The following is an 11745-nucleotide window of genomic DNA, read 5'->3' as shown; positions in this document are numbered from 1 at the left end:
CATGTCGAACTTAGTGACCAATGCTGGACACGCCCATGTCGATGACCATGGGCATGATGACCACCACCACGATTCGAGCGAGACAACCGTCTTTGGTTTCTGGCTCTACCTGATGACCGACTGCATTTTGTTTGCGTCGATCTTCGCGGTGTACGCGGTACTGGTAAACAACGTAGCGGGTGGCCCGTCGGGCCACGACATCTTCGAACTGCCTTACGTGCTGGGCGAAACCGCCTTGCTGTTGTTCAGCTCGATCACCTACGGCTTCGCCATGCTGGCGTTCTTCCGGGGCAACAAGAAGCAGGTCCTGGTCTGGCTGGGCCTGACCTTCCTGCTCGGCCTGGGCTTCATCGGCATGGAGATCAACGAGTTCCACCTGCTGATCTCCGAAGGCTACGGCCCTAGCCGCTCAGGCTTCCTGTCCGCGTTCTTCACCCTGGTCGGTACCCACGGTCTGCACGTGACCAGCGGTCTGATCTGGATGGCGATCATGATGTATCAGGTGCAGAAAAACGGCCTGACCACCACCAATAAGACCCGCCTGACCTGCCTGAGCCTGTTCTGGCACTTCCTGGACGTGGTCTGGATCTGCGTCTTCACCGTTGTCTACCTGATGGGGGCTCTGTAATGGCTAATGCTCACTCTCATGATGCCCAGAACAGCCATGATGCTGGCCACGGCAGCGTAAAGTCGTACACCATTGGCTTCATCCTGTCGGTGATCCTGACGATCATCCCGTTCGGCCTGGTGATGTACCCAACCCTGCCGAAATCCATAACCCTGATGATCGTCCTGGCATTTGCGGTGATTCAGGTTGTGGTTCACCTGGTGTACTTCCTGCACCTGGACCGTTCCGAGGCCCAGCGTAGCAACGTGATTGCGTTTGTCTTCGCAGCCATGGTGATCGTCCTGCTGGTTGGCCTGTCGTTGTGGATCATGTTCAGCATCCACACCTACATGATGGCGAAGTGAGGTAAGACCCGATGTCGCTTAAGCACTTTATCCAAATCACCAAACCGGGGATCATTTTCGGTAACGTGCTTTCTGTGGCAGGCGGCTTTTTCCTGGCCTCCAAGGGGCATGTCGATCTGGCCATTTTCCTGGCGGCAATGATCGGCACCTCCCTGGTGGTTGCATCCGGTTGCGTGTTCAACAACTGCATCGACCGCGACATCGACCTGAAGATGGAACGCACCAAGAATCGCGTGCTGGTCCAGGGCCTTATCTCCCTGAAACTGGCACTGATCTTCGCGACCGTCCTAGGCATTGCCGGTGTGGTGTTGTTGTCCACGGTGGCCAATCCGCTGGCGGCGCTGTTTGCCGTGATCGGCTTTGTCATCTACGTCGGCTTCTACAGCCTGTACTTCAAGCGCAAGTCGGTTCACGGCACGCTGGTGGGCAGTCTGTCGGGGGCGATGCCGCCGGTGATTGGTTATGTGGCTGTGACCAATAGCTTCGACATGGCCGCGCTGGTGCTGCTGGTGATGTTCAGCCTGTGGCAGATGCCGCACTCTTATGCCATCGCGATCTTCCGCTTCAACGACTACCGGGCGGCCTCGATTCCGGTATTGCCGGTCAAGCGTGGCATCCGCGTAGCGAAGAAACACATCCTGCTCTACATCCTGGCCTTCCTCGTGGCGACCTTGATGTTGACCTTCAGTGGCTACGCCGGCATGAGCTACCTCGCCGTGGCCGCCGCGATGGGCATGTACTGGTTGTACATGGCCTGGACCGGCTACAAGGCGGTGGACGACACCGTCTGGGCGCGCAAGCTGTTCGTCTTCTCGATCTTTACCATCACTGCGTTGAGCGTGATGATGTCCCTGGATTTTCAGGTGCCTAAAGAGTTGTTGCTGACTTACGCGCACTGAGTGGTATTGCTGTGAAAAAGCCCCGCCTTTGAGAGAAGATCGGGGCTTTTTATTGGGTGGGGGGTGTACATATCCATTGCTGCGCATAACGGATATGCACTCCAGGCTCCAGTCCCGCTTAACCAATCTGCAATACCGTATGTTGAAGCTCATAAACCCCATATAACAATCGTTCCTATCTGGCTCGATAAATTACTAGCTACCGGGATGTTTCATGTTGTTACCGGAAAAATTGCTGTACGGTGTTTAACCCACCGTTCTAAACGTTAGCGCTATTCTCCATTCCTATTATTAACAAGCTGCACGACAGCTTGGCGTTCTCTTGGCAGTTATAAAAAGGGCTCTTAAAGTCCGTTCAACTTCAGTGAACGAAGTACTCAGCCTTTTGCCGTGAAGTCGAAATTGGCCCTGCGCCGATAGTTGCTCGACTCATGAGGAGATATCCCCGTGATAACCCGAAGAAAACTCCTATATTCAGGCGCGGCCTTGACCGGTGCCGGCCTGTTCGCCCCACTGTGGGCGAGCTCTGCGCTGGCGCAGGACGTCAACAGCGCTGCCAGCGACGATATTGAATCCTTGCGCCAATTGTCGATGTTCCTCCTCGAACGCCAGACCCTGGATGCCACATTGTCCTTGCGCATCCTGGCCCAGTGCACGCAGAGCGACCCACAGTTCCCGGACAAGATGAAAGCCTTGTGGAGCAAGGTCGGCCAGCATCACTTGCGCAGCGTCAGCCAGTTGTCCGGCAGCCCGTTCTACCGTGACTCGGTAATGAAAGACACCGTGCAAAAAATCGTCTCGGCCTGGTACCTGGGTTACACCGGCACACCGGTCTCCCTGCGCGCTACTGACGGCACGCGCCTGGTCACGTTCACCGGGGCCCTGGCCTACGAGCCAACCACGGACGCCACAGTGATCCCGACGTACTCCCGAGGAAAAACCAATTACTGGGTTAATCCTCCGGCCACGCTGGCCAACGACTAAGACAAGGCACTTTTATGAATCAGGATTATGACGCCGATGTCATTGTGGTTGGCTCCGGCGCTTTAGGCAGCAACGCGGCGTTTGAATTAGCCAAACTCGGCAAGTCAGTGATTATTCTGGAAGCGGGTGAACATATTCCTCGCTGGAAGATAGTTGAGAACTTCCGTAATTCCTCGAACAAGGGCAATTACAACTCGCCCTATCCCAATGAACCCTGGGCCCATCATTCTTATGATGAGCAATACATCGAGAACACCGGTTCTTTCGAGTTTCGTCCAGGCATGTTGAAACTGGTGGGCGGTACCACTTGGCACTGGGCGGCAGCGTGCTGGCGTTATCTGCCTAACGATATGAAGCTCAACACCCTGTATGGCGTAGGTCGCGACTGGCCGCTGGAGTACAGCGAGTTGGAACCCTATTACGTGCGGGCGGAAATTGCCCTGGGCGTGTGCGGCAATGACACCCAGGATCAGAGCGGGCAGGGCGGCGGCGCTTTCCCTCCGCGCTCCAGCCCTTATCCGATGGCTCCGGAAGGCGATACCTACCTGTTCCAGCGCCTGCGCGAGCGCATGGCCCCGGCCGGTTATCACTTTATCCATGAGCCCAATGGCCGAGCCACTGAACCCTACGACGGGCGCCCAGCGTGCAGCGGCAATAACAATTGCATGCCGGTCTGCCCCATCGGTGCCATGTACAGTGGCGACGTCCACGCTCGCCACGCGCAGCAGGCCGGCGCCAAGCTGATCACGGACGCCACGGCCTACAAGCTGGAAAAAGGTGCGGACGACAAGATCGTTGCCATCCACTACCGCAGCTCCACCGGCGCCGATGTGCGACTCACCGCCAAGTACTTCGTGGTCGCTGCCCATGGCCTGGAAACCCCCAAGCTGCTGCTGATTTCCGACGTCGCCAACTCGTCCGACCAGGTCGGTCGCAACCTGATGGACCACACCGGCCAGGGCCTGCAGTTTTTGGCGGATGAGCCCTTGTGGCCAGGACGCGGGGCGGTACAGCAAGGCGGGATTTTCAATCGCCGCGACGGTGAGTTCCGCAAGGAACGGGCCTCGGTCAAACACTCGATCTCCAACAACGTGCCGAACATCGCCGTGGCCAAAAGGCTGATTGCCGAGGGCGTCTACGGCAAGGAATTGGACGAACGCATCCGCCACGACGCGGCGCGTTGGGTCGATGTGTCCACTGTCTATGAAACCCTGCCATTGCAGACCAATACAGTGCGCCCGAGCCGCACCCGCAAGGACGCCCTGGGCATTCCGATGCTGGTGGTCAATTACGAGGTGGGCGATTACGTCAAGGCGGCCAAGGCCGGCGTCGACGAGGACTACGCGCACTTTGTGCAGCTGATGGGCGGCAAAGTGGTGGAAAACAATACCGGCTACCAGAACCGCGACCATCTGATGGGTACCGTGATCATGGGCGCCAATCCCAAGGACTCGGTGGTCAACCACGAGTGCCGCACCCACGACCACGCCAACCTGTTCCTCGCCACCACCGGGGTGATCCCGGCGTCTGGCACCATTAACCCGACCCTGGCTGGCGTGGCGCTGAGTATTCGCATGGCCGACATCATTGCGCGGGAGGTCTAGGTCATGGGTTTACTGAAGCTTCCCCTGTTGGCACTGCTACTGGCCGCGTTGCCGGCATTTGCCGCTGAAGATAATGCCGCGCTGATCCAGCAGGGCGCCTATGTCGCCCGTGCTGGAGACTGCGAGGCCTGTCACCGCACCGCCGAAAATGGCGGCGCGCCGTTGGCCGGCGGCTATGTGATCGACTCGCCCATGGGCAAGATCATCTCCAGCAACATCACTCCGTCCAAGACCTACGGGATCGGTAACTACACCGAGCAGCAACTGGCCGATGCCTTGCGCAAAGGCGTCAACGCCAAGGGCCAGCACCTGTACCCGGCGATGCCTTACACCTCGTATCAGGGCATGAGCGAGCAAGACATCCATGCCTTGTACGTGTACCTGCAACAGGGCGTGAAACCGGTGGACCAGCCGGTGCCGGAAACGCGACTGGCATTTCCCTTCAACATCCGCCAGTTGATGTTCGGCTGGAACCTGGTGCTCCTCGATAGCCAGGGTTTTGTGCCCAAGCCCGGCGCCACCGAACAGGTCAACCGTGGCCAATACCTGGTGGACAACCTGGCTCACTGCGGCGCCTGCCACACCCCGCGCAACGTCTTGATGGCCGAGGACAACAGCCAATACCTGGGCGGGGCGAAACTGGGGGGTTGGGTTGCGCCCAACATCACCTCGGACAATGTCAGCGGCCTGGGTGACTGGAGCGAGGATGACCTGGTCGACTTCCTGAAAAACGGCCACCTGGCCGACAAGGTCCAGGCAGGCGGTGGCATGGCCGAGGCGGTGGAAAACAGTTTCCGCTACCTCAGCGACAGCGACCTGCACGCCATGGCCGCCTACCTGCACACGGTCCCGCCGATCCGCGATCCGCAGCAGAGTGAGCGCGTGGTTCGTGAGGTCAAGCCAGTAGACATGAGCACCCTGGAAACCGGCCAGGGCGATCAAGCGTCACTGTCCGATGCCAGTAGCCTGGATGGCGCGCGTCTCTACAACTCGGCCTGCTCCAGTTGCCACGGCCGCGATGGCCAGGGCACGGCTGACACGTTCTATCCGTCCCTAAGCCTCAACAACGCACTGAACGGCAACCAGGCCAACAACCTGGTGATGGCGATCATCGCGGGTATCGACCGCAAAGGCGCCGATGCCGCGGTTAGCATGCCCGCATTGGGCGGCGACCTGAACGATGCGCAAATTGCCGCTATCGCCAACTACAGCCTGCAAACCTTCGGCAACCCGGCGCTGAGCGTCAGTTACGATGAAGTGGCGAGCCTGCGTCGCGGTGGGGATGCGCCGTTGTTGATCACGGCCATGCCCTATCTGTTGTGGGGCGGTGGGTGGGTGGTGTTGCTGCTGATCATTGCGCTGGTGCTGTGGCAGCGTCACCGCAAACACCTGCGGGATGTGGAAGCCAAGCGGATCGCCTTGAATCGGCGTTTTCATTCCAAGTGAGCTGAAATTCAAGGCTGGAAAAAAGCCCCGCCTTCTGTATGAAGAGCGGGGCTTTTTGTTGACTGGGTAAATCCCCCGGCTTTTTTCTCGTCATACCCAACTGTATAAGCTGTTGTGAATCGCGCACCTGAACCCGCGAGCTGGCAAGGAGTAGTCACCATGGTCAACGTGAGTCGTCGTTCACTGATCGCGCTGGGCGCGGCCCTGCCGTTGCTGGGGCGGCTGGATTGGGCCTTGGCGAGCCCACCGGTCCCGACGTCCGACAAGGTGCTGCTCAACTACAACGAAAGCCCCTATGGCCCATCGCCGGCCGCGCGCGCGGCGATGCAGCTTGGGGTTGGTGCGTCGGGTCGTTATCCCTACAAGGATCTGTACGCGTTGGCCGAAGTGTTTGCCAATCAGCACGGTATTTTAGACGAGCACGTGATGGTTTGTGCCGGGTCCATGGCTGCTTTGCGCTACGCGGTACTGGCGTTTACCAGCGAAACCCGCGGCGTGGTGATGGCGACGCCTTCCTATGAAGTACCGCGCCAGGCTGCCGAAGCGCGCAAGGCACCGGTCCATGAAGTGCCGCTGACGGCCGACCATGCCCATGACATTCCCGGCATGCTCGCCGCCGACCCGAAGCCCGGTGTGATCTACCTCTGCAACCCCAACAATCCCACCGGCACACTGACGCCGACCAAGGCCATCGAGCACGCGTTGGCGAGCAAACCCAAGGGCAGCATCCTGGTGGTGGACGAGGCTTACATCGATTTCTGCGACGCGCCCAGCTGTGTGTCCTGGGTCAAGGACCACGACGATCTGCTGGTGCTGCGCACCTTCTCGAAAATCTACGGCATGGCCGGTGCGCGCCTGGGCCTGGCGCTTGGGCAGCCGGTGCTGCTGGAGCAGTTGGAAGCTTTTGGCGGCCACAACGTCCCGGCGGCCTCCAGCCTACTGGGCGGCCGTGCCAGCCTCGAAGAACCCTCGTTGGTGCCCGAACGCAAGGCGCTCAACACCCTTGTGCGCGATGAGACCGTGGCCTGGCTGAAGGCTCGAGGATTCACGTGCACGGCGTCCCACAGCAATTGCTTCATGATCGACGTGGGTCGCCCAGCTGAGCAGGTCATCGAGCGGCTGTCCGCGCAAAACGTCATGATTGGCCGGGTCTTTAGCACCTGGCCGAATTGGGTGCGGGTGACCGTGGGCAACGCCGGTGAGATGCAGCGATTTCGGGAAGCGTTTGCGGCGCAGGTGAGTTTTTTGTAGGCGCGAGCTTGCTCGCGAAAAACCTGAGAACGCCGCGTTAAACCAGGCACGCTGCGTTATCGTTGACGTTTTTCGCGAGCAAGCTTGCTCCATGGGAGCAGGCCCGGAGTTACTGCGCGGCGATGCTGTACCCATCAAACGCCGTCTGCTGCTGCAGCGCGGTGATGATGCTTTTACGGGTCAATGGCTGCTCGGCACCGGCGTTATCCACAAAGGTCTCAACGTTCAGCTCTGCTTCATCGCCTTCACCGACAAAGGTGAACCCCAGGAACTCAAACGCCTCGCGGTCGACATTCGGCTTGGAGCGCGGCGAGCGCAGTGGCAAGGTGACGCTGATGCCGTCCTTGCTGATGGCGAACACTTCGACTTCCTTCTTCGCCCGTGCGGCTTTGCCTTTGCCGGCGCTCGGGTTACTGATGGCCTGGTGGGTCTGGTTCAGCACCTTGAGGGCCAGGCCGTAGACCAGCTCCTGAAACTCGGGGTCGTCCTTGAAGCTGGACAGGATGCGGCTGATGGAAAACTTACTGTTCAGGTCTTCCAGGGCGGCGTTGTCGGCGGCCTCGGCATCCTTGAGCTGCTTGAGTTCACCCATCAGGTCGTAGGCCTTGTCATCGTCGAAGGCATCTTGAGCCTGACGGATGGCAACGCGCAACTCGCGGATCTGGTCGCTTTCCTTGGAGGTGTGGAACGCGTCCAGCACCATTTCACTGATGCTCTTGGCTGCCGGCAGGTGCTGTGAAAGATTGATGGCGTTTTCGTATTCAGCTTTGGACTGCAAGGTGACTACGGATTCTTCGGTACGGGAATCAGACATTGAAATTTCACTACTTCAGTAAACGGGGAGACGGGAAAAACGTCGGGCATTTTCAGGGGGGAGGGGGATCAGGTCAAGGCAGGATGCTGAAGGGAAAAAGCGGCACATCAGGATTTTTATCCTTTCTCTCGGCCCTGATCCACATCAAAGGGCTTCCTCGAAAAATCCGCTACAACAAAGCTGGGGCTGACCATGCCCCGGTTATCGGCCTGATGACCTCATAAAAACGATTGCAGACCTGTACCCAGGGGCAAACCCCCAGGCCAGGTTATTAAAGGAATAATGCGATGGCCCTTTCCCTCTCACGTCTGGCCCTGATGGGGGCGACGTTTTGTCTGGCTCTTCCCCTATACGCCAACGAACCTGATACCGCTCTGATCGAACACGGCAAATACGTCGCGCAACTGGGCGACTGCATCGCCTGCCACACCGCCAAACAAGGTGCGGTGATGGCCGGCGGTCTGGAGCTGAGCACGCCGATGGGCACGATTTACTCCAGCAATATCACCCCGGACCGCGAGACCGGGATCGGTCAATATTCTTTCGAACAATTCGACCGGGTCATGCGCGAAGGCGTGACCCCGGCCGGCATGAACCTGTACCCGGCAATGCCATACCCGTCCTACGCGAAGATGAGCGAAGGTGACATGCGCGCCTTGTTCGCCTACCTGATGCAGGACGTGAAACCGGTGCGCCAGGCCAACCTGGACGCCGAGATGGGCTTCCCGTTCAACCAGCGCTGGGGCCTGGCGTTGTGGAATTTGGTCTTTCTCGACAGCCAGCCGTTTGAAGCCAATCCGGCCCAGGATGAAGTGCTTAACCGTGGCGCCTACCTGGTCCAGGGCCTGGGGCATTGCGGCTCGTGCCACACTCCGCGCGGCATCGCCTTCCAGGAAAAAGCCATGAGCGATGCCGGCCGCAGCGGCCAGCATTACCTGGCCGGGGAAACCGTCGAGCATTGGCGTGCCCTAAGCCTGCGCAACCTGTGGACCGTGGAAGACACTGTGCAACTGCTCAAGACCGGGCAGAACCGCTTTGCTACCGTCTCCGGCAACATGGCCGATGTGATTCACCACAGCACCCAGCATTTCAGCGACGCTGACCTGACGGCAATTGCTACCTACCTCAAATCTCTGCCACCGGGCAAAGACGACCTGCCGATGCCTACCGTAGCGCAGGCGCCCGCCGTACCGCCCAAAGATCTGTTCACCAGTCGCGGTGGCCTGGGCTACATGCAGTTTTGCAGTGATTGCCACCGCAGTGACGGCGGCGGTGTGAAGGGCTTGTTCCCGCCCCTGGCCGGCAACCCGAGCGTGGCCTCCAGCAACCCGACCTCGCTGTTGCACATCACTCTTACCGGTTGGGAAACGGCTGAAACCGCGACCCATCCACGGGTCTACACCATGCCGGGTTTTGCCCGTTTGGCCGACGAGGAAATCGCTGAAATCCTCAGCTTCGTGCGCACCCGCTGGGGTAACGAGGGCTCGCTGATCAGCGCCGCCCAGGTCAAGACAATGCGCGACCAACTTAACCCGGTCAGCACCGATTCCTCGACCTTTGAAACCCCGCGCCTGGCCACCCTGCTGGCGGCGCCGAACGCCGACCAAGTGGTGCGAGGCATGCGCCTGCACCTGCAAACCAAGGAGCTGCTGCCGGACAACGTCGGTAACTCGCTGAACTGCACCAGTTGCCATCTCAACGTCGGCACCGTGGCGGACGGTTCGCCCTTTGTCGGCGTCTCGGCGTTTTTCCCCGGCTACGCGCCGCGTGCCGGTAAGGTGGTGAGCCTGGAAGAGCGCATCAATGGCTGCTTGCGCCGCTCGATGAATGGCAAGCCCGTGCCGCCGCAATCGGCGGATATGCAGGCGATGGTTGCCTACTTTGACTGGATGAAAAACAACACCCGCCCCGAAGACAAAGTCGCCGGGCGCGGCGTCGGCAAGATTGCCCCGGCCATCAAACCGGACCTGGCCAATGGCAAGCAGGTCTACGCCAAGCAATGCGCGGTATGCCACGGCGATAACGGCGAAGGCCTGGCCCGTGCCGACGGCACCTTGGTGTACCCGCCATTGTGGGGTGATCAATCCTTCAACATCGGCGCCGGCATGGCCCGCACTTACACCGCGGCGGCGTTCGTCAAACGCAACATGCCGATTGGCTTCCACGAGAAATTCCCGTTGGGGCAGGGCGGTTTGTCGGATCAGGAAGCGGTGGATGTCGCGGCGTACTTCTCCGGCCAACCGCGCCCGGACTTCCCGGACAAGGTGAAAGACTGGCCGAACGGCGGCAAACCGGTGGATGCGAGGTACTAGAGGCTTTTACTTAAGGCGAGCGCCTTGCACAAATCGGTGACGATTAAATGTGGGGCTGCTTCGTAGGCCAAATATCATTCCTTGCTGAGCGGCTGCGAGGCATTGCGCAACTTCTCCTGCACAAAATCCATCACCTTCAACGACCGGTAGATGGCATTCGCCGCGAGCAGCCCAAACGGCCCGCCGTTCCAGTCCAGCAGGTAGGGTTTGAACAGCTCATGGCGGGTGCTTTCGCCGCACACTGCTTCGGCGATCACTCGTCCGCCGATGGAGCCGGTGTTCAGGCCATGGCCACCAAACGAGGTGCAGGCCCACACACCTGGTTCCAGCAGCCCCAGGTTGGGCATTTTGTGGGTGGCGTAGCCCATCAGGCCTGACCAGGCCAGTTCGATATTTACCGCTGCCAATTGTGGATAAACCGAGACCATGTCGGCCTTGAGCATGGTCGCCAGGGCTTTTTCGTTCTGTTCGTTGCGGGTGGTAATACGCCCGCCCCACAGCAGGCGGTCGCCTTCGACGACGCGGTAATAGTCCGAGGCGCGCCGGTCGTCGGAGAACGCGGCGCTGGAGTCGAGGACGTTTTTGATGCTGTCGCCCAAGTGCTCCGTCAGCACCACATAGGTGGCGATGGGCAGGTAGGCGCGGTTGAGTTTTTGCAACTCCGGGCCGCCGTAGCCGCCGGCGCAGAACACCAGGTCCTTGCAGCACACCGTGCCCTCGGCGGTCTGCACGATGCGGTCGCTGCCTTCGCGGTGCCAGGCGAGCATTTTTGATTGTTCGAAGATGCGCCCGCCGGCTGTTTCGATAGCTTGGGCCAGGCCCAGGCAATAATTCAACGGATGAAAATGCAGGGCCTTGGGGTCTTCAATGCCCTGGAAATAACGTTGGGTGTGGGCCCGTTCACGCACCTGGCGGGTGTCGAGGTAGTTGAGTTCGTAGTTGAAATCCCGACGCATGCTTTCGATATGGTTTTTCACGCCCGCGCTGTCGTCGTAGCGCTTGACTCGAATGGTGCCGGGCGCAGGATCGCAACCGGGGAGCGCCAGGTTGGCGATGTTGTCGCGCACGATCTCGACGCCTTCCACCGAGAGGTTGAACAAGGCTTTGGCTTGTTGCAGCCCGAGTTTTTTGCCGATCGCCGCCGAACCTTCGGCCCAGCCCGGCGAGACCACACCACCATTGCGCCCGGACGCGCCCCAGGCGATGTGATGGGCGTCGAGAAGGATCACTCGTTTACCGCGCCGGGTCAGCTCCAGCGCAGCGGTGAGCCCGGCGATACCGGCGCCAATGATGCACACGTCGCAGGTTTCATCGGCGCCCAGGCTGGGGCGGGTGGTGCGTGGGAGCGAGGTTTGTGAATACCAGGTGGTGGGCATGGCCAATCCTTGAAAGTCTCTTTCTGTGAACACCGATCTCTGTGGCGAGCGGGCTTGCCCGCTCGCCACAACAACCGCCCGCTCGCC

The 11745-nt window shown here is 59.9% G+C and carries 11 protein-coding genes; 9 read left to right on the top strand and 2 right to left on the bottom strand.

Annotated features, from left to right (window positions below; all coding sequences use genetic code 11):
- The first annotated feature begins 1 nt into the window (after nucleotide 1).
- The 7 genes from FQ182_RS11490 to FQ182_RS11460 all read left to right on the top strand — a co-directional run bounded on the left by FQ182_RS11490 (nucleotide 2) and on the right by FQ182_RS11460 (nucleotide 7156).
- Entirely contained in the window at nucleotides 2-628 is a 627-nt protein-coding gene (locus tag FQ182_RS11490) for a cytochrome o ubiquinol oxidase subunit III (RefSeq protein ID WP_149411680.1), read from the top strand.
- Nucleotides 628-972, top strand: coding sequence for a cytochrome o ubiquinol oxidase subunit IV (gene cyoD / locus FQ182_RS11485; protein WP_149411679.1), 345 nt, complete (start codon nucleotides 628-630; stop codon nucleotides 970-972). Before FQ182_RS11490 ends, cyoD begins: the two co-directional genes overlap by 1 nt.
- Nucleotides 973-983: 11 nt before the next feature.
- Entirely contained in the window at nucleotides 984-1871 is an 888-nt protein-coding gene (gene cyoE, locus FQ182_RS11480; protein ID WP_149411678.1) for a heme o synthase, read from the top strand.
- A 447-nt stretch (nucleotides 1872-2318) separates the two neighbouring features.
- Nucleotides 2319-2855: a sorbitol dehydrogenase family protein gene (locus FQ182_RS11475; RefSeq protein ID WP_256666150.1), complete on the top strand. Its 537-nt coding sequence runs from the start codon at nucleotides 2319-2321 to the stop codon at nucleotides 2853-2855.
- A 14-nt stretch (nucleotides 2856-2869) separates the two neighbouring features.
- Complete coding sequence (locus FQ182_RS11470) at nucleotides 2870-4459, top strand: GMC family oxidoreductase (RefSeq protein WP_149411677.1); 1590 nt, start codon at nucleotides 2870-2872, stop codon at nucleotides 4457-4459.
- 3 nt (nucleotides 4460-4462) lie between these two features.
- Nucleotides 4463-5905 carry a cytochrome c gene (locus FQ182_RS11465; protein ID WP_149411676.1) on the top strand — a complete coding sequence of 481 codons (1443 nt, stop codon included), beginning with the start codon at nucleotides 4463-4465 and terminating at the stop codon, nucleotides 5903-5905.
- A 159-nt stretch (nucleotides 5906-6064) separates the two neighbouring features.
- Nucleotides 6065-7156, top strand: coding sequence for a pyridoxal phosphate-dependent aminotransferase (locus tag FQ182_RS11460; RefSeq protein WP_149411675.1), 1092 nt, complete (start codon nucleotides 6065-6067; stop codon nucleotides 7154-7156).
- Between the two features lie 109 nt (nucleotides 7157-7265).
- On the opposite strand, the gene FQ182_RS11455 is transcribed toward FQ182_RS11460, so the two are convergent.
- Nucleotides 7266-7970 carry a hypothetical protein gene (locus FQ182_RS11455; RefSeq protein WP_149411674.1) on the bottom strand — a complete coding sequence of 235 codons (705 nt, stop codon included), beginning with the start codon at nucleotides 7968-7970 and terminating at the stop codon, nucleotides 7266-7268.
- On the opposite strand from FQ182_RS11455, the gene FQ182_RS11450 reads away from it, so the two are divergent.
- Nucleotides 7970-8194, top strand: coding sequence for a hypothetical protein (locus FQ182_RS11450; RefSeq protein WP_149411673.1), 225 nt, complete (start codon nucleotides 7970-7972; stop codon nucleotides 8192-8194). The genes FQ182_RS11455 and FQ182_RS11450 overlap by 1 nt on opposite strands.
- A 63-nt stretch (nucleotides 8195-8257) precedes the next feature.
- Complete coding sequence (locus FQ182_RS11445) at nucleotides 8258-10282, top strand: c-type cytochrome (protein WP_149411672.1); 2025 nt, start codon at nucleotides 8258-8260, stop codon at nucleotides 10280-10282.
- A gap of 74 nt (nucleotides 10283-10356) precedes the next feature.
- Here the strand turns inward: FQ182_RS11445 and FQ182_RS11440 are convergent, their stop codons facing one another.
- Nucleotides 10357-11664, bottom strand: a complete 1308-nt coding sequence (locus FQ182_RS11440) for an FAD-binding oxidoreductase (protein ID WP_149411796.1) — start codon at nucleotides 11662-11664, stop codon at nucleotides 10357-10359.
- Between the last annotated feature and the right edge of the window lie 81 nt (nucleotides 11665-11745).

It is taken from the genome of Pseudomonas sp. ANT_H4 (assembly GCF_008369295.1).
GTDB lineage: Bacteria > Pseudomonadota > Gammaproteobacteria > Pseudomonadales > Pseudomonadaceae > Aquipseudomonas.
This window is presented reverse-complemented; position numbering and strand designations above follow the sequence as displayed.

What these genes read in the sequence shown, in the direction of transcription:
- FQ182_RS11455 (WP_149411674.1), bottom strand. Translation starts at nt 7,970, where the DNA reads ATGTCTGATTCCCGTACCGAAGAATCCGTAGTCACCTTGCAGTCCAAA.
- cyoD (WP_149411679.1), top strand. Translation starts at nt 628, where the DNA reads ATGGCTAATGCTCACTCTCATGATGCCCAGAACAGCCATGATGCTGGC.
- FQ182_RS11465 (WP_149411676.1), top strand. Translation starts at nt 4,463, where the DNA reads ATGGGTTTACTGAAGCTTCCCCTGTTGGCACTGCTACTGGCCGCGTTG.
- FQ182_RS11460 (WP_149411675.1), top strand. Translation starts at nt 6,065, where the DNA reads ATGGTCAACGTGAGTCGTCGTTCACTGATCGCGCTGGGCGCGGCCCTG.
- FQ182_RS11490 (WP_149411680.1), top strand. Translation starts at nt 2, where the DNA reads ATGTCGAACTTAGTGACCAATGCTGGACACGCCCATGTCGATGACCAT.
- cyoE (WP_149411678.1), top strand. Translation starts at nt 984, where the DNA reads ATGTCGCTTAAGCACTTTATCCAAATCACCAAACCGGGGATCATTTTC.
- FQ182_RS11445 (WP_149411672.1), top strand. Translation starts at nt 8,258, where the DNA reads ATGGCCCTTTCCCTCTCACGTCTGGCCCTGATGGGGGCGACGTTTTGT.
- FQ182_RS11470 (WP_149411677.1), top strand. Translation starts at nt 2,870, where the DNA reads ATGAATCAGGATTATGACGCCGATGTCATTGTGGTTGGCTCCGGCGCT.